Annotated in this window: 19 protein-coding genes; 17 read left to right on the top strand and 2 right to left on the bottom strand. The window is 37.1% G+C overall.

Features of this window, described 5'->3' with window-relative positions:
• Nucleotides 1–309 precede the first annotated feature (309 nt).
• The 4 genes from ACESSZ_RS09475 (at nucleotide 310) to ACESSZ_RS09460 (ending at nucleotide 5,036) form a co-directional block, all read left to right on the top strand.
• Nucleotides 310–513 carry a hypothetical protein gene (locus tag ACESSZ_RS09475; protein WP_132223842.1) on the top strand — a complete coding sequence of 68 codons (204 nt, stop codon included), beginning with the start codon at nucleotides 310–312 and terminating at the stop codon, nucleotides 511–513.
• Nucleotides 514–650: 137 nt separating this feature from the next.
• On the top strand, nucleotides 651–1,367 hold the full coding sequence (locus tag ACESSZ_RS09470) for a response regulator transcription factor (protein ID WP_008689020.1): 717 nt from the start codon (nucleotides 651–653) through the stop codon (nucleotides 1,365–1,367).
• A gap of 9 nt (nucleotides 1,368–1,376) precedes the next feature.
• The gene (locus tag ACESSZ_RS09465) at nucleotides 1,377–3,440 is read left to right on the top strand and encodes a sensor histidine kinase (protein ID WP_117547286.1); all 2,064 of its coding nucleotides are present in this window, start codon (nucleotides 1,377–1,379) and stop codon (nucleotides 3,438–3,440) included.
• A 222-nt stretch (nucleotides 3,441–3,662) separates the two neighbouring features.
• Nucleotides 3,663–5,036 carry an MATE family efflux transporter gene (locus tag ACESSZ_RS09460; RefSeq protein WP_008689018.1) on the top strand — a complete coding sequence of 458 codons (1,374 nt, stop codon included), beginning with the start codon at nucleotides 3,663–3,665 and terminating at the stop codon, nucleotides 5,034–5,036.
• Between the two features lie 119 nt (nucleotides 5,037–5,155).
• On the opposite strand, the gene ACESSZ_RS09455 is transcribed toward ACESSZ_RS09460, so the two are convergent.
• Together ACESSZ_RS09455 and ACESSZ_RS09450 are read right to left on the bottom strand one after the other, a co-directional pair.
• Complete coding sequence (locus ACESSZ_RS09455) at nucleotides 5,156–5,701, bottom strand: GNAT family N-acetyltransferase (RefSeq protein ID WP_132223848.1); 546 nt, start codon at nucleotides 5,699–5,701, stop codon at nucleotides 5,156–5,158.
• The gene (locus tag ACESSZ_RS09450; RefSeq protein WP_008978940.1) at nucleotides 5,698–6,474 is read right to left on the bottom strand and encodes a Cof-type HAD-IIB family hydrolase; all 777 of its coding nucleotides are present in this window, start codon (nucleotides 6,472–6,474) and stop codon (nucleotides 5,698–5,700) included. Before ACESSZ_RS09450 ends, ACESSZ_RS09455 begins: the two co-directional genes overlap by 4 nt.
• 47 nt (nucleotides 6,475–6,521) lie before the next feature.
• Here ACESSZ_RS09450 and uvsE point away from each other — a divergent pair, with 47 nt between their 5' ends.
• The 13 genes from uvsE to ACESSZ_RS09385 all read left to right on the top strand — a co-directional run bounded on the left by uvsE (nucleotide 6,522) and on the right by ACESSZ_RS09385 (nucleotide 23,025).
• Nucleotides 6,522–7,478, top strand: coding sequence for a UV DNA damage repair endonuclease UvsE (gene uvsE, locus ACESSZ_RS09445; RefSeq protein ID WP_331866921.1), 957 nt, complete (start codon nucleotides 6,522–6,524; stop codon nucleotides 7,476–7,478).
• A 47-nt stretch (nucleotides 7,479–7,525) separates the two neighbouring features.
• On the top strand, nucleotides 7,526–8,200 hold the full coding sequence (locus ACESSZ_RS09440; RefSeq protein WP_008689011.1) for a hypothetical protein: 675 nt from the start codon (nucleotides 7,526–7,528) through the stop codon (nucleotides 8,198–8,200).
• A 162-nt stretch (nucleotides 8,201–8,362) separates the two neighbouring features.
• Nucleotides 8,363–8,725 (top strand): ankyrin repeat domain-containing protein, encoded by a 363-nt coding sequence (locus ACESSZ_RS09435; RefSeq protein WP_008689009.1) that lies wholly within the window; start codon nucleotides 8,363–8,365, stop codon nucleotides 8,723–8,725.
• A gap of 18 nt (nucleotides 8,726–8,743) precedes the next feature.
• Nucleotides 8,744–9,742: a helix-turn-helix transcriptional regulator gene (locus ACESSZ_RS09430; protein WP_331866922.1), complete on the top strand. Its 999-nt coding sequence runs from the start codon at nucleotides 8,744–8,746 to the stop codon at nucleotides 9,740–9,742.
• Between the two features lies 1 nt (nucleotide 9,743).
• Nucleotides 9,744–11,210, top strand: coding sequence for a DUF2779 domain-containing protein (locus ACESSZ_RS09425; protein ID WP_132223860.1), 1,467 nt, complete (start codon nucleotides 9,744–9,746; stop codon nucleotides 11,208–11,210).
• On the top strand, nucleotides 11,203–12,057 hold the full coding sequence (locus ACESSZ_RS09420; RefSeq protein ID WP_008689004.1) for a DMT family transporter: 855 nt from the start codon (nucleotides 11,203–11,205) through the stop codon (nucleotides 12,055–12,057). Before ACESSZ_RS09425 ends, ACESSZ_RS09420 begins: the two co-directional genes overlap by 8 nt.
• 9 nt (nucleotides 12,058–12,066) lie before the next feature.
• Complete coding sequence (locus ACESSZ_RS09415) at nucleotides 12,067–12,993, top strand: magnesium transporter CorA family protein (RefSeq protein WP_008689003.1); 927 nt, start codon at nucleotides 12,067–12,069, stop codon at nucleotides 12,991–12,993.
• Between the two features lie 325 nt (nucleotides 12,994–13,318).
• Complete coding sequence (locus ACESSZ_RS09410) at nucleotides 13,319–15,847, top strand: ABC transporter permease (RefSeq protein WP_008689002.1); 2,529 nt, start codon at nucleotides 13,319–13,321, stop codon at nucleotides 15,845–15,847.
• Between the two features lies 1 nt (nucleotide 15,848).
• Complete coding sequence (locus ACESSZ_RS09405; protein WP_017144623.1) at nucleotides 15,849–16,568, top strand: ABC transporter ATP-binding protein; 720 nt, start codon at nucleotides 15,849–15,851, stop codon at nucleotides 16,566–16,568.
• A gap of 4 nt (nucleotides 16,569–16,572) precedes the next feature.
• Nucleotides 16,573–19,044 carry an ABC transporter permease gene (locus ACESSZ_RS09400; protein WP_008689000.1) on the top strand — a complete coding sequence of 824 codons (2,472 nt, stop codon included), beginning with the start codon at nucleotides 16,573–16,575 and terminating at the stop codon, nucleotides 19,042–19,044.
• Nucleotides 19,045–19,049: 5 nt separating this feature from the next.
• Nucleotides 19,050–19,769, top strand: coding sequence for an ABC transporter ATP-binding protein (locus ACESSZ_RS09395; RefSeq protein ID WP_008688999.1), 720 nt, complete (start codon nucleotides 19,050–19,052; stop codon nucleotides 19,767–19,769).
• A 4-nt stretch (nucleotides 19,770–19,773) separates the two neighbouring features.
• Entirely contained in the window at nucleotides 19,774–22,260 is a 2,487-nt protein-coding gene (locus ACESSZ_RS09390; protein WP_008688998.1) for an ABC transporter permease, read from the top strand.
• 153 nt (nucleotides 22,261–22,413) lie between these two features.
• Nucleotides 22,414–23,025, top strand: a complete 612-nt coding sequence (locus ACESSZ_RS09385; protein WP_008688995.1) for a hypothetical protein — start codon at nucleotides 22,414–22,416, stop codon at nucleotides 23,023–23,025.
• Nucleotides 23,026–23,300: the final 275 nt, after the last annotated feature.

Raw genomic sequence — 23,300 nt, 5'->3', positions numbered from 1 at the left:
GGTAAGCCGTATGCCTTAATAGGGCACGTACGGTTTGATAAGGGGCGGTAGTTTAATGACTATCGCCTACTTTCTTTATATGAGATTGAATTTAATATTGGTCTTTTAAGTAATCTAATCTATGATACTGAAATTTAGGTTGGTTTTACGTTCATACAAGGATTCTAGCTGATGGAGAATAATAAAAACGCAAGGAAGTATCATAATTCATCTTCGTTATGTTATTGTTTAGAAATTTTTAAGATTTTATTTCAACAGTTGATAAGAACTATCCTTCATACTGATAACAGTAAGAAAGAGGAGATGAAGATGAAAAAACAAAGAAAACAAATTAGTTTTGCCATCATCTGTATACTGGTTACGATTGCCTTATGTATCATCATTGCATCTACCCCCTTTTTAAGAACGATTGATACAATGGATGGTATCGTATTGGCAATGGCAGTTGGCTTTATGATAAAAACCACCTTACAGCGCTATATGATACAGCAACAAAAACGGTGGGAGGGATAAGATGGAACTATTTGTATACTGCATCTGTACGGTATGCACGTTTGCAGGATTTCTTCTGCATAGGAATATCTAAGCTTTCCAAGTGAATAGAAATCGGTTAAAATAGAACAAGTAAATAAGAGAGGGCGTTGAAACATATGGAACATACCGTATTAGTTGTTGAAGATGAACAAGGAATCCGCGAGGCAATCGCAATATATCTAAAGAATCAGGGCTATCAAGTGTTGTTAGCGGAAAATGGAAAAGAAGGACTTGACTTGATTCATACCAATGATGTACATTTGGCAATCGTAGATATCATGATGCCGATCATGGACGGTATCACTATGACGATGGAATTGCGTAAAAACTATGATTTCCCGGTGATTTTTTTAAGCGCGAAATCAGAGGATATTGATAAAATCAATGGTTTAAATATAGGAGCGGATGATTATGTTACAAAACCTTTTGGCTCAATGGAATTATTAGCACGTGTGCGTTCTCAATTGCGCCGGTATGAACAAATATTATCGCTACAAACAGCATCCAAACAAGATAAAACAGAGAAAAATCCCCATCGTTTCTGTGTCGGCGGATTAGAACTCGATACCTATACAAAGGATGTATATGTAGATGGCAGGCGTGTCAAATTGACTCCGAAAGAATTTGCTATTCTTCAATTGTTGATGGAATCCGCAGGAAGAGTGTACTCTGCAAAACAGATTTATGAGCAAGTATGGGAAGAAGAAGCCATCAATACAGAGACAATCATGGTACATGTTCGTAAATTGCGTGAAAAAATTGAAGTGAATCCTCGTCAGCCACAATATTTGAAAGTGGTATGGGGCGTAGGATATAAGATTGAAAAAGGATAGGTGAAAAGCATGAAGCAAAAAAGAATATTTTTAAGTGTATGGATCATGTTGCTCAGTGTGATCAGCATAACTATATGCAGTTTTTATCCATCATCTAAAATGGATAAAGAGAATATGCATAAAACCATTCAGAATGTACTGGGCGATGAATTGTTCTTCTATGCACTCAGTATGAATCAATTTGCGGATGAACAATGGTCCTATCCAAGGTTTTCAAATTTTCCTGAAAAAAGTCATTTTGAAGATGAGTATATAAGCTTGATGGATCGAGCAGTCTCCTGTTTCCAAAATGATGAAAATGTACAATATATCGTTTATGATGCAAATACAAAAAAACGATTAGCAGCGAATGTCAAGGATGATTTAAGTGAAAATGATAGTATGTTTTATGGCATAGGAACTTTTAAGAAAGATGGTTCTTTACAGCTGAGCGGAGATTTTGGTAACTATACGAATGGTGCTAAAGATTATTTGGTGGATTGTATGAATACGTTTATCCGGGATCCTTCCTTATATGATCAAAAAAATGATGCAAAGGTTTCTTTTCGTAATGATTTTACAGTTGTTATACGCATCCCTGAGAAATTAACAAATAATGGTATGTATGTTTATGATACAATTTATGACAGATATGAATATACTCCTTACGTGTTTATCGCTATGGGAGTAGGTGCTTGTATTTTAGCTCTATTCATACTTCTAGTACCGATTCGTATCGTAGAACAATGTCAACCGTTCAAAATTTTTGCGCAAATCAAGTTTGAAATCAATTCCATTTTAGCCTGTTGCCTGATTACCTTTGGCTGCATGGGTGTAGTGGTGCTTTCTAATTATACGATGAATGGCTTATTGGCTGAAATATTGTTACGATATGAAATGTGGGATGGCATAAGCCTACTTGCGAACCTTGCGGCATGGATGTTGTTATTTGCTTATTTATCAATCATTTTCTTTTTGCTAAAGTATATAATTGCCCATGGTGTGATTCGCTATTTGAAAGAGGACACCTTCATTGGCAGTATCATTCGGCGTTTTAAGCATTATGTTAATGCTTTAGCAGATGTAGAACTAGATAAATTGAATCAGAGTTTGATCAAACTGCTATTGATAAATTTGCTAATCGTTATTATCTTTTGTTCCTTGCAGGGATTTGGTATCATCCTTTCCTTTGGATATACAATTGCTCTTTTCTTTTGGCTGCGTGATAAGTTGAAAGAGGTAAAATTAGAGTATCAAGAATTACTAGAGAATGCAAAGGCGATGGAAGAAGGACGTTTTGATTATGAATATACACATGTAGATGGTGTATTTAAAGAACTACAACAGGAATTAACCCAAGTGCGCAGTGGTTTTGAAAAAGCTGTGCGTGAAGAAACAAAATCGCAGTTAATGAAAACGGAGCTTATCAGTAATGTATCACATGATTTAAAAACACCATTGACCGGTATGCGAAATTATGTTGAATTGTTGCAAGATACGACATTGTCAGAAGAAACAAGAACACAATATGTACAAATGCTTGCTCAATATACACAGCGTTTAAGTCGTCTGATTGAAGATTTATTTGAGGTTAGTAAAGTTAATAGTGGAAACATTCAGTTAAATCTTATGGAGTTAGATGTCAAAGCATTAATCGAACAAGCACAAGCTGAATGTAGTGAATTATTACAAGAGAAGCATTTACAGGTCATTACTAGCTTTGATCAAGAACAATATTTGGTTGCGTTAGATGGCGATAAAACCATGCGAATTTTTGAAAATTTATTTATCAATATCGGGAAGTATGCATTGGCCAATACAAGAGTTTATGTGATGGTGAAAGCAGAAAACGAAACGGTGATAATCACCATGAAAAATATATCCGCGGAACCATTAAATTTTGATGAAACGCAAATTGTCGAACGTTTTCAACGAGGTGACTCTTCTCGTCATGGAGAAGGAAGTGGTTTAGGCTTGGCAATCGTTAAAAGCTTTACGGAGATTCAAAATGGTCAATTCCATATTGAAGTAGATGGGGACTTATTTAAAGCTATCGTGCAATTCGCTTTGCCTTCTGATGCAAATATAAACTGATAAACAGTAATCGCACAAAGCATGCTAGTTTAAGAATTTCTTAGCTATGCATGCTTTATTTTATCCTCAATCGTTTTCATGAAAAGAAGCTCATAGGAAATCGATGAAGTTCTTATAAGACATCACCTGTGATAATAGTTTTTTCATTTATATCCAGTATAAGAATTGCTAAAAACCTTCTAGGTATGGTACTATAACCACACTATAGAATTGAGGGATATAATGAAGAAATATGTAAATTTGTTAGATGGTGCGATACTTCCGGCATTAAGCTCATTAGCACTACCTATCATGGCAACCAGTTTGATACAAATGGCATATAATCTTACCGACATGCTATGGATTGGCAGAATCGGGGCAAATGCTGTGGCATCTGTCGGTGCTGCCGGTATGTTCATGTGGCTTTCCAATGGCCTAGTCACCTTAGCCAAGATGGGTGCTCAGGTCAAAGTTGCACATTCTTTAGGCGCACAAGATCAAAACAAGGCAGCATGTTATGCCCAAAGTGCCATACAGATGGGCATTGTTTTCGCATTGGCATTTGGTTTTGTCACGGTCGTTTTTTCACGGCAAATGATTGGCTTTTTTAAATTAAACAGTGCACAGGTAGCAGGCGATGCACAAAGTTATTTAATCATCACCTGTGGCCTGGTGATTTTCTCATTTCTTAATCAGATATTCACGGGTATTTTGACAGCCATGGGAAATTCTAAGACTTCCTTTATAGTGACCGCTTTGGGATTGCTCATGAATATCCTCTTAGATCCTATTTTTATCTTTGGTTTTGGTGGGATACCGGCGATGGGAGTGCGTGGGGCAGCTATAGCTACAGTAATGGCCCAAATGATTGTTTGTCTATTATTTCTCATGGCAATAAGAAAAGATACACTTATTTTTTTACAAGTACATATTCTTTCACATATACACAAGGAAGAAATGAAGGAAATATTTCGTATTGGGCTGCCTATTGGATTACAAAGTATGTTGTTTAGCAGCATCTCTATGGTGATAGCACGCTTTATTGCCGGTTGGGGTGATGCAGCCGTTGCAGTGCAAAAGGTTGGCTCACAGATAGAATCCATTTCTTGGATGAGTGCGGAAGGCTATGCCGCTGCTTTAAATAGCTTTGTAGCTCAAAATCATGGTGCGCATAATGCACAGCGTATTCGCAAGGGATATCGTTTGTCTATGAGATTGATGATAAGCTGGGGCATCCTTTGTAATTTGATATTGCTTTTATTTCCGCAGTTTATTTTTCAGATTTTCATCAATGAACCAAAAGTCATTTGGATGGGCGTAGATTATTTACGTATCTTAGGTTTCTCCCAGTTGTTTATGTGTATGGAAATTACTACTGCCGGTGCTTTTAATGGTTTAGGTAGGACATTGCCACCTTCGATTATATCCGTAACCTTGACGGCCGCTCGTATACCTTTGGCAATGTTGCTGGGAAATGGGCTTGGTTTAAACGGTGTTTGGTGGGCCATTACCATAAGCTCCATTTTTAAAGGTGTGTTACTGTTTGGTTGGTTTTTATGGGATATGAAAAAACCGGATTTCTTAGTTCAAGACCATCCATCAAAAAGTATTTGTTAAGTTCTTTGTAAGCGATAAAGATATAAAAAACATCCAAATAGAAAGGGTCTGTACTGGTAAGCGTTGATATTCCCAAGCGAATCCCCTATCTGGATGTTTTTTTATTTTCATAGTGGTTGTTATGGATGAAGGATAGCCATGATAAGAATATCGTGATAATTGCCATCATAATATAAGCCATCTTTTTTTCGTCCTTCTATCTGATAGCCACAACATTCATACACATGTTGGGCACGAGGATTGTAATCAAACACTTCCAGTTCAATGCGATGAAGCTGTAAGGTATACAATCCAAAATCCGTAACAGCTTTTACGGCCTGTTTACCGATGCCTTTATTTGTTTGTGTACTTGAAAATAAAGCAATTCGAAAACCAGCCATGTTAGCATCCCAATCAATGTCATTTAAAACAGCTTCCCCAATTAACTCGTCTTGATATGTAAATATTAAAAAATCATAGCGATCATCTGCTTCAGCAATACGTTCGACATAATCGTAGATCATCTTTTTGCTAAACGTTTGTGTCGTTCCGGTAAAACGTCTCACTTCCTCATCTTCTTGCGCAAAACCTTTCTCATAATACATGGCGGCATCTTCTTTTCGTAGCAAACGAAGATAACAGTCTTGTACATACAAAACATCTGTTGTTTGTTTCTCATGTCTCATGCAATCCACCCAAACTTTTTACAAGCCTTCCATATTCCATCACGTGTATTAGTATCTGTTACATAATCCGCTTTTTTCTTCAAGACTTCTTTAGCATTTCCCATCGCGATACTTGTCCATTGTGAATCAAACATGACCAAATCATTTGTATCATCACCAAATACAACAACATCTTCAGCTTTTCCATCAATATAGCGTAACATGTCTATAATACCATCTTTTTTTCGGTCATGTTGAATTGTTAAGTAAGCATCGACGAAGCGGAGTTGGCCGACTTCTTTTAATAAAGGAATGCGATCTTCTTCATCAATAGGTACGGAGATATATAGTTTATAAATATCTTTTGCATCCTCAATGCGAAAGTTTTGATCATACACATAGCGTGTAGGTTCTTGACGTTCTCCACATTGTTTTACAAACGTGTCATCTATCCCATAAAGGTCAATAGAATCATCTAGCATTGCTAATACACCATATCCAGCATCGATTGCTTGATGATATAAGGCAATACTTTGTTCACGATCTAAGGGAATGTTTTGGATAAGTTCATCGTTTACTACGAGTGCATTTCCTCCGCAACAAACCATGTTATGCAGATGGACGCTTTCCATAAAGGGTCGTGCCTTATAATGTGCACGCCCTGTGGCAATCGCCACAAAATGTCCGTTTTTTTGCAGCTCATCTAGTGCTTTCTGAGCACTAGGTACGATTTTTTTAGTAGCATTGTCGGTTAATGTACCATCAATATCAAAAAAGATATATTTCTTCTTCATTGTAATCACCTTTCTATTTGGTATTATCATACAGGAAACAAAGAATTTTGACAAGAATAGTGGGCCATACAAGAGCCATCCTAACAATAGGTGATAAGATGAAAATTGGATATGCTTGTACACTGGCATTACAGGATGATACAAAAATGCGTAGCTGTATCGCAAAAAATGCGAGTGAGTTGCGTTTAATAGAACTGATAGATCACAATTTAACCGCTTTATCAAATATTCTGACATATAATCATCAACAGGGAATTAAAATGTTTCGCATTAGTTCAGACATCATACCTTTTGGCTCTAGTCCTATCAACAGTGTTGACTGGCAGACTTTGTTTCAGTCAGCCTTTACTTTCTTACAAGAACAAATTAAACGCTATGATATGCGGGTTTCTATGCATCCTGGACAATATACGATTATAAATTCTCCTAATCCGGAAGTGGTACAAAGAGCGATTGCTGATTTACAATATCATTGTGCGCTTTTGGATCTTTTATGTGAGGATGCCACGCATAAGATGGTGTTACATGTGGGTGGGGTATATGGCGATAAACAGGAAGCGATGAAACGTTTTATGGCAGAATATCGAGAATTGGATGAGACAATCAAACGACGTTTGATCATTGAAAATGATGATCGCTATTATACATTAGAGGATGTCTTATGGATCGCGGAAAAAATCCAGATACCGGTGGTCTTCGATAATTTGCATCATAAATTAAATCCATCTCTTACCAATCTTAATGAAAAACAATGTCTAGCGTTGGTAAAGCAGACATGGAAATCCGTTGATGGGCGCATGAAGATGCATTACAGCGAACAGGATCCGTTAAAACGTGCCGGTGCCCATGCCTCATCTATTGACATAGAGACATTTTTGGAATTCTGCAAAGATTTACAAAAAGAGGAAGTTGATATCATGTTAGAGGTTAAAGATAAACATGTTTCTGCATTGTGTGTGATAGAAGCATTGCGAAATAAATATCCATGGCTGCTTGAGGAATAAAGTAAAAAGCCCTGTGCATACTAAAGATTGACAAGGAGGAATCAGTAATGAAAAAAACAATGAAAGTATTGCTGGCAGCATTTCTGTTCACAGGTATATTACAAGGCTGTAGCAGTAATAACAATGAAACCACTGGTAAGGAAAATCAAAGTGATACCGGTGATGTTGCAAATGATGTAAAAAATGATATTGATGACAGCATTGACAATGTCATGAGCTTCTTCAATAACAAAAAAGTTGAGCTTGAGAATATGCAGCCAATCAAAAATATGGAATTTGCGGCATATGAAGGAAAAAGCTTTGAGGTGAATGGCAAAACAGCTTATCTATATCGTGTAAAAAGTAATGATGAAAACATGAAAAAAGTCTTAAAAGAGGCTAGAGAAAAAGGTAAAGTACGAGTAAATATCAAAAATAAAGAAATGGAGTATGGAGCAAAAGTAAATGGAAATTTCTTACTGTTATATGACCCAAATGCTGATATGAACGATGTCTTAACAACATTTGATGGTTATACAAGTGGTGGAGTAAATGCAGGAACAAGCGCCAAAGATACGACCAATACGCCAACAAGTGATGGAGCATATGGAAATGCCAAAACAAACGATCCCAATGCCGGTAATACGACAAGTGGGAATCAAAATGGTGATGTGAATAATAATGGTAAAACAAATGCCAACAATACCAATGGAACCAATGCTGCAGGACAAAATGAAAACTAAGTAAATATAAAATAAATCTTTCTATATATGAATTGTAGGAAGATTTTTTTTGCTGTACAGATAATAAAAAAAAGTTTATACTATTTTTATATTGTTACACAAATAATGTAACAATGAGGTTTATGATATAGCCGTAAAGATAAGGAAAGAGGTTGAGGCTATATGATAAACGAGAGAAAAATGGCAAAGGAATTATTAAATGCAGTTTGGAACAAGGAAACGGAAAGAATCAAGGAACTTTTAGATTTTGGGGCGGATCCCAATTGGATTTTCAATGGCTATCCCATCTTATTACATGCTGTCTATACGCGTAATGTAGATGCTGTTCTGGCATTTTTAGAAGCAGGAGCATATCACACGGAAGAGGCATTAGGTTTTGCGTTAGAAAATGGAATAGGTGAAGTCGTGGCGGCTTTAGCACCCAAAGGTATCGTACCAAAGAAAAAAGAAGTTGAACCGGTTTTTGGTTCTTTTCCATCCCGCTATAGTCCATTGGACTATCATCCAAAGGTCATACGTTCCTAATGGGAAGGATGAGAGGAAATGAAACGCAGTGCACGCTGTATTCAAATGTTGCAATTATTAAAAGCAAGAGGTTTTTTATCAAGAGAAGAATTAGCGACATTATTAGATACAAATATACGCAATGTATCCGAATATCGCAAAGAACTTGAAGAGGCAGGCTATTCCATCATTAGCACGACCGGCAAATATGGCGGTTATCAGCTGGATGCATCCTGTCTTTTTCCAATTGTCGGTTTACGGCAAGAAGAGGTTAAGGCGGTGAGTGAGGCGATCAGCTATATGAAGAGTCATGATGATTTTTTGCTGTTGCCACAATTTTTATCTGCGATGGATAAATTAATGGCAACGCTTACTATGGAAAAAAAGGAAGGCGGTATTTATGTGAAGGGCAATACCCCATTACTTAATCCAATGTTAAAGGAATTTATCATGCGAATGGATGGTGCTCGTAATGATCAACTTGCTGTTGATATTGTATATAAAGGAATGCATGCTAAAAATTTTGAAAAGGTACGTATTCATCCATATGAAATCTTGAACGATGCAGGGAGCTATTATTGTTTAGCATATTCATTGAAGGCAAAGGATTATCGAAATTTTAAGTTTAGTGAAGAGCGTATGAAAAAAGTGCAAGTAAGTGATGTGAAATTTCAGCGGGATGCTGATTTTCAAGTAAGTGAGCATATTGGCAAAAAGGGTCTTATTCGTAATGAGGTTTATGAATTGGATGTATTGATACATGGTGAGAGTGCTTTGTTAGTAAGTGAAAAAATGATTGGCATCGATCCGAAAGGTGAATGGATAGATGAACATGTTTTACATTTCACAACGATCATGGAAGGGAAAATTCCAGCTATGCAGTTTCTGTTATCTTTGGGTAATCAGGTCGAAGTAAGAAAACCCCTCTCTTTAAAAGCGGAACTAAAACATATTGTAGAAGACATGTTTCGACAATATCATGAAACGAAGGTTCCAACTTATGATATAATACAAGATAGAGAAAGTGTGGAGAAATAAAATGTATCATATTACCGATATAAAAAAGATGGAACGTTGTGAACGTTTGTTTTGGTTAAGTAGAAGAGTTCAAAAGTCATTTACTCCTTATGTGCAATATACAGAAAGTATGACTTCGCTGATGAAAGAACGTCTGTTGTTGCCAAATGATTGTTTTGAAGGACAGGCAAATGATGATCCTGCTTTAGCGTTGCAGGCTTTCGCAGAGAAAAAGCCATTGGTCAATGCCCGTTTTGCATATGAAGATTTACGTATCAAAGTTCCTGTACTTATACAGGAGGAAGGTAAGACCATCCTGTATATGAGTTATCGCAGCTGTTACCCTAAGGAACAGGAAGCTCAATATATCGCCGATATCATTGCGGTGTTGCAATTGTTGGATATTAGAATAGATGAAATCTATGCCATTCATTTGAATGCGGAGTATATACGGGGAAAAACATTAGATGTACATGCATTACTTACCATCAGTGATCATTTTTATAATTCACATAATCGCCCTGGTAAAAATATTTTTCAGCTTGTACAAATGAAACTGCGAGATATTCGCCCATTGCTTGAGAATATGCGTATATTAGATGCATTGGATGAGATAAAACCAAAGCGGACATCGTTTTGTACTAGAGGAAATAAATGTTCTTTTTATAAAGAATGTTTTCAAGAAGAAAGTCAACCTGGCGCTATTACTAATCTAGTTCAATCACAGCATAAATATGCGATGAAAGAAGAGGGAATCCAACGTTTAAAGGATGCCGATCTTGATCGTATTGAAGGAACACGCCATCAATATGCCCAGATCATGGCGGATACATATGGCGGGCTGTATGTGGATGTTGCCGCTTTAAAAACTTGGCGCAAAGATCATATCAGTTATCCCCTTTCTTATCTGGATTTTGAATGGGAAACGTATGCCTTTCCACCTTATGAAGGAATGAAGCCTTTTGATGTTTTGACCTTTCAGTTCAGCCTCCATGTTGAAGAGGAAAAAGGAAAGACATTACAACATACTGGTTTTATCGGTGAGAAAGATTGTCGCCTTGCCTTTATAGAAGCTTTGTTAGCAAGTGTACCGAAAATGGGAACGATTTTAGTTTATAATATGGAGGGGGCTGAGAAACTGCGCTTGGTACAATTGGCCCAACAGTTTCCGCAATATGAAAAAGCTTTGATGCAGATATGGGAACGCATGGTGGATTTATCCCTGCCTTTTTCCACCGGAAATGTTTATGATGTACGTATGGCAGGTCTGTTTTCTTTAAAGACGTTGGTGCCGATTTTCAGTTCTTATCATTATGAAGATTTGGCCATTTCTTATGGATTAGATGCGGTAGCAAAATGGCGGGAGTATCAAGAAAGTGAAGGTACTAAGAAACAACAAATCTATGAGGAGTTAACACAATATTGTGCAATGGATACTTATGCAGAATATATCGTCTATCATGCTTTAGAAGGATTTATGGATGTTTAAGCGACTGCAACGTAGTGATTATGAGATGATCTTAGCAATGATCATCTTTGGCACACTTGCTCCATTTGTACGCAATGTAGCAACATCCAGTGCCACCATAGCTTTTTCAAGAACCTTGTTGGGAGCTATCGTATTGCAAATTATGCTCCTTTTTAAACGACAGACGCATTCTTTAGCGAAAGGTGAAAGAAAGCTTATGGTGCTATCTGCAGCTGCGTTAGCCGGTAATTGGATTTTTTTATTTGAAAGCTATCGTTATGTCAGTGTGTCCATAGCAACCATGCTGTATTATACAGCTCCTATATTGGCTTTGTTATTATCTTTTATATTCTTTCATGAGCCACTTACCAAACGTCAAATAGGGTGTTTTATATTAACCTTGATTGGCTGTATTCTCATTTCATGGCAACCACAAAGTGCATTTAACTTACGTGGTGTGATTATGGGATTATGTGCTGCTTTCTGTTATGCAATGATTTTATTACTACAACGTTTTCGAAAGCCAATGCCTGGATTATTATTGACAAGTTGGCAGTTATCGATTGCGGCCATCCTACTTGGCATATATTTAGTAATAAGTAAAGATACCACCATGTTACATATATCGTTAGCCCAACTTCCCTGGTTGTTATGCATTGGTATTGTTCATACTGCATTGGCGTATTATTTATATTTTCATGCATTGGCTCACTTAGCTTTAGCACGTAGTGCATTATATAGTTATCTCGATCCGTTGACTGCTATATTACTATCTTTTCTAATCTTGCAAGAATCGTGTACAGGAATGCAGGGAAGTGGAATCGTCTTATTATTTAGTGCTATGCTCTTATATTCATATCAGAAATGAGGTGTCAATATGCTGTATCGATTAGAACAAAAAATGATTCCTATTACACTAGATGATGTCAATGATACCGTGTTATGTGCAGGCGTATATCGCATGGCGGAAATGGAACCATTACTTGCCCATTTTGGCTTTGCCCCACAGACATTGCGGGAATTGAAAGAACATCATCAGCATACGGTTAATAAGTTAGATGCTTATTTTGGTTATTGCTTTGGTCTTGTGCATGAAATTATAAAACAGGATGAAGAACTTTCTTTTATTCATATTGGTGTATATTTTAAAAAGAACCTCATCTTACTAGTTTGTGAAGATGAAAAAGCATTGCAGCGATTTCAACACAGGTTAGAGTTAATACCAAACACCAGTTATAGCCTAGAACATGTTTTGGCTATTCTTTTAGAAAGTGTTTTGGCACCTATGCATCCTCTATTTGAATCTATTGAGAATACAATCATGCAGATGGAAGAAGATATTTTGAGTATGCAAAAGGTGACGATGACTGCCAATATCATGAAGATTCGTCGTGAAATCACGATGCTGTCACATTACTTTGCGCAAATGATGGATATCGCCGAGGAGTTGCAACAAGATGAAAATGATCTATTTCAAAAAGATCAGTTGCATCATATTCGTATTTTTGCCGATCGTGTGCAACGCTATGAACAAAGCGTGCAAATGCTAAAAGATTACATCATACAAGTACGCGAATTGCAGCAGTCACAATATGATTTGAATCTAAACCGTATGATGTATGTTTTTACGATCGTAACCATCATCTTTTTACCTCTTACATTGATTGTTGGATGGTATGGCATGAACTTTACGACTATGCCGGAATTAACATGGCGCTATGGCTATCTTTTCGTGATTGCTTTATCACTCATTACGATTGTTGGTTGTATCTGGTATTTTAAGAAAAAAGATATCTTACAATAAGAGCAGATGAAAAATGTGTATGGTGTTAAGAAAAAGCGATAAGAGTAATTGTATAATTGATGCAGAAGAGCGCATTGGTTATTCTTTTCTAGATTCAAGATTGGTTATAAAATGAATACGAGAAAAAGGCTTTTACGATACAATATTCTATCCAATCAAATACAGCATTCTTTTGCCCCTGATATTTTATCGGTATGAAGAAAAGATTTTATAGCAGCACTCGCTGTTTTTTTTTGTAAACTCACAAAATTATTTTGAAAATTTTCAAAGAGTTATGAAAAAACCATCATGTTGTGCTACAATATAAGAAAAGGGAAATGAGCATATGAAAAAGAGGGAACACACAAAGACACCTTTCCTGTTACGGTTAGGGTGTTTTTCAAAAATCGCATGTATATATAAAGCGCTGCATTATCAACAGCGTTTTCAGCAGTTTCTATTGATGATCCTTTTGTTATTTGCCATGTTATCGGTATCCATCAGCGTTAGTGTCTTTACGCGTAGTGATTCTATCGTAGCACGCATTGATCAGATGCATGCCACACATACCGCAATCATTTCCGATTCACCAAAAGGAATGTACAAGTTTTTGGATGTCATACAGAAAGAAGAGCATTGCTTTGACTATTATGAAAAGACAAGCGTCTTTCCGTATGCCCCATATCCAGGAAGCTCTATCCAAGGATCTTTCCCCTTGTATATTGAAGGCTATGTGAAAAGTGATGCTAACTATCCTTTATTGGATGGCAAACCTCTAGAAAAGCTAATAGGAAATGAAATTGCCATCACCCAAAGCTATGCCAAACAGCTGGAAGATAAAGGCATCCAGGTACTTGGTCATAAGGAAGTCATCAAAGATCCATCCAATGGAAAAACGTATTCCTTTGTGATTGCTTCCATCATGGAATATCCCAACTATAACCAAGGGTATATCGGACAAAACGATATTAATAAAGTCGATATGTTCACGATTGCCAAACCAGCCGTTGCAATTGGAAATTATGAAACAATCAAGAAGCTGGAAAAAGCCTCTATCTATGGCAATGCCATGGCAAAGATACGCTTTCATGATTATCATGAGCAGGATGAATATGACCTACGTTCACGCATGTATCTGGATTATACCTATATTACCGGAGAGATGGCTTCCTATCCTGATTTCCGTCTGTTAGCAGAAGAGATGAATGCCAATAAAATCATGAATGGGATCTTTCAGTTTGTATCGCTATGCGTTACCATCTGTATGCTAATCAGCTCTTGCTTTGTGCTTTATGCTTTTATGAAACGGAAGCTGATAAAGGATCAGGAAAAATTAAGCTTAATGTTTATGAATGGGGTTCGCCGTTTGAATATCCGCAATGCCTATTTGCTGGAAATCGTACAAATCTTTTTACAGGCCTTTATCATTCATCTTATCCTTCTGTTTATGATGCAATGGTTTCTGCATGTCTTGAACCGTTACGATTTATTATTGCTGTTTACATTATCAATGAAAGGATGGCTCTTGATCATTGGCAGTACACTGTTATTTTTAGCAGCCTTGCTCTTTCAGGTAACATTGCAGGTTCGTTCCTGTTTTAAAGGCAATTTGGTAACGGCAATACGCTCGCGCTCTTTGCATTTGAAACATCATAAGAGCATACACTATCGCTATCAAAGCTTACAAATGGCGTTGCGTGATATCGTAACCACTCCATTTTCCAGCCTGCGCAGTGTCGTTTCTTTGGCCTTCGTGTTTGTGACCTTGCTGGTATTAAGTGGTACTTCTACCATCTTATTTCATCTATATACACCAGAAACGTTTGGTTTATCTTTCGATTATATGTTAAAAGGACCTATCTCCTTTTCATCTTTTACAAAGCTGCAAAAAACATATCTGGATGAAGATTTCGTGTTTGTCGCTGCGGAAAGTGCAGATACCAGTGTCTATCGTTGTTTTATGGTCGATGATCGCAGCAATCGCGATGAAAATCTCTATCATTATTATCCGGGATTATTGATGATCATGGATGGACCTTTGGATAAATTTCTTCCTTTACGAAAGGGAACCTATCCACAGGAAGCCAATGAGCAGCACTTAGGTGAGCGTGCCTTTGAGTTACAATATGGCATGACGACCAGACGTTTAGAACATGATTTTGGCTTATACACCATGCAAGATAAAAAGGTGGCACAGGATGATACATTACGTACGAAAACTTATGTAGAGTATAGTCTTAATCATTACTTATCCGCATCCCAGTTACATGGCTTTACAGAATCCATTATCAATAATGGGTATATTACATTCTTTCGCGCAAAGCGAAGACCTTTAAATACCTATTGGTATCCGGAAATTCCAACGACATTGCTACGCTTAAAGGATGAAAAGCAAGCAGCTACTTTTGAAACGACATGTAAGCAACAAGGAATCACTTATGTTCGCTACAAGGATATCTTAGATGTGCTGCAGGAGAATAACAATGCCTTACAAGCACGCTTATTTGCTATTATGGCAGGAGTTGCCAGCTTAACGATCTTAGTTGGCTGTATGACGATGTATGCAAATGTCCAAAGTGACATCGAAGAAAAACGTCGGGAAGAAGGCTATCTGTTAAAACTGGGCTGGCAAAGAAACATGCAAAAGAAACGATTGCTGTTGCATGAAATTATTTTGCTGGTTATGGCGTTCTTGCTGGGGTTATTGCTATATGCGGTATTCAAACTACCTTATTTTGCTATTTTGCGTGATTATCTAGGTTTATATACGTTGCCATCCGCATATTCAATAATGCCATGGCTAATGGCCTTGTTATGTGCAGGCGGTGTCTTGCTGTTATTGGTTATCGGAAGACATCGTGGAAGGGAGATATAATATGATTGATGTAAAAAACTTGCGAAAATCTTATCAGACGCAAGATAAGATCGTTGAAATCTTGAAAGGTATCAATATTCATGTAAATCCCGGTGATTTTATGATCATCATGGGGGAAAGCGGCAGTGGAAAGACAACGTTTCTGAATTGTGTTTCCGGTTTTGATACGATTGATGAGGGAAGTATCGAAATTGGTGGCACAAAACTAAATGAAATCAAAGGCAAAGCGTTGGAACAATTGCGTTTACATCAGTTTGGTTTTATCTTTCAGGACAATTATTTAATCGATAATCTGACAATCTTAGAAAACGTAGCGATTACTCGTTTGCAATACGATGCGAAAGCGTATGAAAAAGCAATTGAATTATTGAAGAAGGTGCATATTGATCATTTAAAGGATAACTATCCATCTCAGGTGTCCGGAGGAGAAAAACAGCGTTGTGCGATTGCCAGAGCCTTGGTAAATGAACCAAAGATCTTGTTTGCGGATGAACCAACCGCAGCCTTGGATCGACAGACTGCTGATGAAATCATGAACATCTTAAGTGAGCTGAATAAACAAGGACAAACGATCTTGATGGTAACTCATAGTCCGCGAATTGCCGCATATGGAACAAGAATGGTGTTTGTGGAAAGTGGGGTATTTGAATGCGATGAAGCCTTTACCGGTGATGATCTAGAAGCCAACTATCAGCGAGTGATGGAAATCACGGAGCGCTAAGCTTATGAAACTTGTATATAAAACGTTGCATCAGAAACAGATGTTTACACATGGCTTATTGATCGTACTGCTGTTTTTATCTATGCTGTCTTTACAAGTAACCTGCACGGTTTTTACGAAGAATCAAAGCATGGCAAAACGTATTGAACATTTAGATGTTGCCACAACAACCATCTTCAGCAGTCCTTCGATGAATTTTGATACGTATCTGAAAGAATATCAGGAACAAGGTAAATTTAACTTCACGTATGAAAAAGGTAGTGCATGGCCATACCTGCCTTATTCAACTAGCTGGATGCAGTCAAAATTTCCATTATATTTAGAAAGCTATATTCAAAGTGATGATGCATACCCTTTGTTAGAAGGAAAGCCATGCAAAGAATTAAAGGGTAATCAGATTGCCGTTATGAACGGCTATGCCAATGCTTTACGAAAACAAGGCATAGAACCCTTGCATCATCAAATTAGTATTCAAGATGATATGGGAAATGCGCATACCTTTCAAATTGAAAGCATCCTATATTATACAAACTATGAAGATGGCTATGTGAATCATAAAAATGAAGACGCAATAAAAGATTATCAAATCTTACCACCGGCTGTTGGTATCGTAAAACAAGAAACTTTGCAAAACTTACGTAATGAGATTATCAAAGCCAAAGGAGAAGGTGCGACAGGGGCCTTCAGTACGATGTTAAAAGTACGTTTTGATAGTTATGATATGCAGGATGAATATGAATTTCGCCAGGATGCTTTAGATACCTATTATATGTCATCGGCAGATTTTCGTTTATTGGCGGATGAATTAAATGGCAATCGAGTACAAGATGCTATCTTCCGTTTTGTGTCAATGAGTGTAACGGCATGTTTATTGCTAAGCTGCTTATTTGTTCTGTATGCCTTTTTAAAGCGGAAACTGCTAGATGATCAGGAAAAATTAAGTATTCTTGTCATCAATGGCATTACCAAACGCAATATTCAAAGAGCTTATGATCTGGAATATGGACGATTGTTTGTATTCGCAATCCTTTATCTAATCCTTTTTGATTTTTTCACATATCTTGTTCTTCAGCAGCAAAGTGATTATATTTTGCGCTTACTATTTACCATGTCATGGGAAACGGCAAAATGGTTGTTACCTTTATTAGTTGCTTTCATCATTGTTTTAATGCTGATGATTCGTTGGCAAGTGCATCGCTGCTTCCATGGCAATTTATTTCGACAAATCAAAGGAAAACATCTGTCGGTAAAACGGAAACGACGTGTCATCAGTTATCGCTTTCAGCCACTGCATATGGCAATGCGACAATTTCAGACAGATCCATTTATGGGAATACGGAATATCTTCTCTTTAGCCGTTATTTTCTTAACGATCCTGCTTTTGTCCATGACGCAAGGAATCTTATCACATTTGTATACACCGGCTACCTTTGGCTTACAATTTGATTATCAAATAGCTGCGGGTATGCCTTATGATGATTATGAAAAAATCAAACCATATATAAAAGAATATGCACTTCTAGAGATGAACAAAGAAGAAAATGGTATTATGAAAGAATATATGGTAAATGATCGCAGTACACGCGAGAGTGTAGATTTTCGTTATTTTCCGGGGATGCGTTTGGTATTAACCGGAGATTTGGATGAATTTCTTCCATTACGAGAAGGCTCTTATCCACGGATACCGGATGAAAAACATAATGGGATAGATTATTCGAAAGAGCGTGCTATGGTGCCGCGGCGTATTCAATATGATTTTGATAAATATATCGCCAATTCGGATTATGTAAATCAACATCCTGAATATGCCAATGATACGTATGCCGAATTTGTCGAAGGCTTTTCAGTTCATGGTGCAGCGATTTATGGTTTTACAGAATCCATTATGAATCAAGGTTATGTTGCTTTTACATCGCGAAGAAAAAGTCCGGTTGACAAAGTCCATTATCCATATCTTCCTAAGATGTTGGTAAAGGTCAAGGATGAGAAAGCAAAAGCAGATATGGAAAAGATGATGAAACAAAGTGCATTGACGTATAATTCTTATGATAGCGTCTTAGCGATGCTGCAGGAAAATAATGATGAATTGAACCAGAAGCTGCGATATGTCATGAGTGTTGTCTTTGGAATGGAAATCCTTGTGTTAGCCATTACGCTATACGCCAATATCATGGCCGATAAGGCGCAGCAAAAAGCGATGTATACATGTTTTGCACGCATCGGTGTTAAGAACAGCTTGCGTCGGCGCAAAGAATTTTCTTATGAAGCGTTGATGCTGCTTCTAGCCTTTCTTATGACGGCGTTGCTGTATATACTTGTACAATATCCGTATTTTAATGTATTAGGCATTTATCTTGGTGTATATGAATTACCTTCATCGTTAAGCATGATGCCTATGCTAATGGTAATCTTCGTTATCATATTAAGTGCAGGGATGTTGTTTTATGGAAAAGCGCAGCATAAAAAGGAAGGATGAACAGTATGATTGATGTAAAAAACTTACGAAAGTCTTATCAGACCCAGGATAAGACCGTTGAGATCTTGAAAGGGATTAATATTCATGTAAATCCCGGTGATTTTATGATCATCATGGGGGAAAGCGGCAGTGGAAAGACGACCTTTTTGAACTGTGTTTCCGGTTTTGATACGATTGATGAGGGAAGTATTGAAATTGGTGGTACAAAGCTAAATGAAATCAAAGGCAAAGCGTTAGAACAATTGCGTTTGCATCAGTTTGGTTTTATCTTTCAGGACAATTATTTGATTGATAATTTAACAATCTTAGAAAACGTGGCTATAACCAGATTGCAGTATGATGCGAAAGCATATGACAAAGCCATGGAACTATTGAAGAAGGTGCATATTGATCATCTAAAGGATAACTATCCATCTCAGGTATCCGGAGGAGAAAAACAGCGTTGTGCAATTGCCAGAGCCTTGGTAAATGAACCAAAGATCTTATTTGCGGATGAACCAACCGCAGCCTTGGATCGACAGACTGCTGATGAAATCATGAACATCCTAAGTGAACTGAATAAACAAGGACAAACGATCTTGATGGTAACCCATAGTCCGCGAATTGCCGCATATGGAACAAGAATGGTGTTTGTGGAAAGTGGGGTATTTGAATGCGATGAAGCCTTTACCGGTGATGATCTAGAAGCTAACTATCAGCGAGTGATGGAAATCACGGAGCGCTAAGCTTATGAAACTTGTATATAAAACCTTGCATAAGAAACAAGCTTTCCTGCATGCTATGCTGATACTGCTGCTCTTTCTTTCCCTATTATCTTTGCAAATCACCTTTACAGTGTTTACAAAAGGGCAAAATATGGCAGAACGTATCGATAAGATGGATGTAGCCACGACCAATATTTTTTATAAAGAATATGATGATGAAATCAAGGATTTTTTGCAAGAGTATAAAGAAGATGGCAACTTAGACTTCACTTATGAAGAAAGTTTGGTATGGCCGTATGGCGTTTTTTCAACAAGCTGGATGCAAGAAACATCTCCTATCTATTTAGAAGGATTCGTGAAAAGCGATGCGCATTATCCGTTATTAGAAGGTAAGCCCTTAAAAGATTTAAAGGGGCATGAAATCGGGGTCATGGAAAGCTATGCACGTTCTTTACGAAAACAGGGCATTGAACCTTTAGGACATGAGATTGAAATTACTGGATCCTTCCAAGAAAAAGAAAAATTTACGATAACAAGTGTTTTTGATTATCCTAATTACGATGATGGCTATGCCAATCAAAAGAATAGTAAAGCTATTCAGGATTATCAGATTACCAGACGTGCCGTAGGTATCGTTAATGAGAAAACCATAGAACAAATAAACGGTCATTATGTGAAAACGTATGGTCTTGAAAAGGCGGCAGGTCTATATGAGCGTATCTTAAAATTAAAAATCAAGGACTATTCAGCACAGAAAGAGTATGCCCTGCGCAGTGATGCGTATAATGATGATCGTACTTCTTCCGCTCAGATAGATTTTCGTTTACTTGCGGATGAAATTGATGGTAATCATGTACAAGATGGTATCTTCCAATTTGTATCCTTAAGTGTTACCTTTTGCTTGGTGGTAAGCTGTTTATTTGTTTTGTTTGCCTTTATGAAACGTAAGCTGATCGAAGATCGTGAAAAGCTGCATATTTTGATTGCCAATGGGATCATGAAGAAAAATATTCAAAAGGCATATGGAATGGAATATGGGCAGCTGTTTGCTGCAGCGCTTGGTCTGCTGATTGTTTTTGATATCGTGTTGCAGCTAGTGTTGGCACATCAACAAAACTATGTCTTGCGTCTGTTATTTTCTTTATCAACGAAAACAGTGTTATATCTTTTGCCGGTTACCATCCTTTTCTTTATCGGATTGCTCGCTTTGATGCTATGGCAAGTACATGCCTGTTTCCAGGCAAATCTATCCCATGCGATGAAGGCGAAAGACGTGCATATTACAAAACGTACACATCGTATTCGGTATCGTTGGCAGAGTCTGCATATGGCATGGCGAGAAGTTTTAACACATCCGTTTTCTTCCATGCGTAATATTCTTTCTTTAGCTATTATCTTTTTAACAATCTTGCTGCTGTTTATGACGCAAAGTATTTTATGGCATTTGTATACGCCGGCTACCTTTGGCTTACAATTTGATTATCAGTTGTATAAAGGGATAGCTTATGATGATTTTATGGAACTGAAAAAGGAATATTTTGATGTCTTTGCTTTTATGGATGAAACAAAGCGTTTTACCAGTATCGATAAGGAATTCATGGTTTATGATAAAAGCACGCGGGATAGTGTAGAATTTCATTATTATCCAGGCATGCGCATTACCTTAACTGGAAGTCTAAAGCATTTTCTACCGGTAAAAGAGGGCGTTTATCCGCCACCGGTTGGAGCAGAAGGTGGCGAAACATTGATGGAAAAGATGCGTACTATGGTGCCACGTCGTATCCAACATGATTTTCATCGCTATATCATGTATTCTGACTATGTGAAAAAACATCCTGAAGTTGCTAATGACACTTATGCTGAATTCTCACAGGGATGGCGAGTAAATGGATATCCGATCTATGGCTTTACAGAATCTATCGTAAATCAAGGCTATGTGGCATTTGCCAGTCGTAACATGAGTCCTTTAGATAGAGAGCATTATCCACAAATGCCTAAGACTATCCTAAAACTAAAGGGCAGCTCACAAAAGCAAGTTTTTGAAGCTGCTTTAAAGGAAAAAGGCATTGCCTATGATAGCTACGATACGGTATTACACATCTTGCAGGAGAATAATAACGATTTGAGTCTGAAATTACGCTATGTCATGATTAGTGTTGCAATGATGGGCAGTTTTGTCTTGTTGTTGACTTTATATGCCAATGTGCGTGCAGATGAAGCTATGCAAAAGATGAGCAATATTTGTTATGCACATATCGGTATGCAAAAAAAGATTCGGCTGCAGCGAGATATCTTATATCAAGGCATGATTATTGTAGCAGCTATGATTTTAGCTATTCTCTTGTATGGTATTTTACAATATCCTTATTTCCAGGTGTTAGGAGTTTATCTTGGTTTATATGAATTGCCATCAGGAGCTATCTGGATTCTTCCTGTTTGCCTCGTTATTGTGGTACTGCTATACCTACTGCTTATTGTAATAACCAGAAAACGAAAACACCCCAATATCTGATGGTGTAAGATAGGTATTTCATGGTACGATGAGGAAATCTGTTTACTGTAGCTATTGCGTAACGATTTCCTCTTATAATAGAAGTATATTTTTATATTTTTAATTGCAAAGTATGTAATGCCCGATGTTAGGAAATGAAAGAAGGTGAATAAAGTGGATGAGAGCATAAAGAAAACCTGTAAGAAGTTGAACTTAAGTGAGCTAAACTATATAAAGTGTATATGCAGATTTACGAAAGATACAATTAATTCCGCAAAAAAGGATATTAAAGACAATCTTGATATTGGTAATGATAAAAAACGTGTATGGGCTTTGTTTGGAAAAGATGGAAAAGATTGGTACTGTTTAGAAGTCGGTTCCAGCAATAACATACAAACAGAAATACTATCAAATCTACAGAGTATGCAGCAAGAGCCAAAAGCGGTATGGAAAGGTGCTTATTTTCATAAGGATGAAAAATTGTTTGCATTCCAAACCTACATGGATAGAGCCAGTTGTAAATATCGTGGCATGTTACAGCTATGTGAGGAATTTTGTTGGTGTGAAATTGATATCGATTCCTATGTGGGTGCTAATCAGCTACCTGAAGATATGGAAAGCAACGATATCAACGATCATTTAGAAAATTATGTAGAAGCAAAATTTGCCTATGATACAAAGGCTCTATTTTGGAATCCTTCTCCTGCAACAAACGGTAATAAAGAAAAAGCAATCCTACAGGAATTAGAGAAAGTAGAGAAGTTAAAGATGGCACAAAAAGGTTAGTTTTGCTAACTTATTATGAAATATATAAATTTAATTCGTTAATGATCGTATATTGTTAGTGATTCAGCTAATGATTTACGATTGTTAGTTATATAGCTAATAAATACTGAAAATAAGTAAATATCAACAATTTGCAGAATATTATTTATTAGAAACTTTATGAAGCATAATTCGTTTTTTGATTCATGAATTTAAAATGGAAGATCATGAGTTTTAAAAAATTAAAAGGATACAGTATGAGCGGCTGATAATTAGTTAAGTGCATCCGTGCGATA

The organism is Eubacterium sp. 3_1_31, assembly GCF_964249515.1.
Taxonomy (GTDB): domain Bacteria; phylum Bacillota_I; class Bacilli_A; order Erysipelotrichales; family Erysipelotrichaceae; genus Longicatena; species Longicatena caecimuris.
The sequence above is the reverse complement of the archived record's forward strand: the minus strand, read 5'-3'. Positions and strand labels throughout refer to the sequence as shown.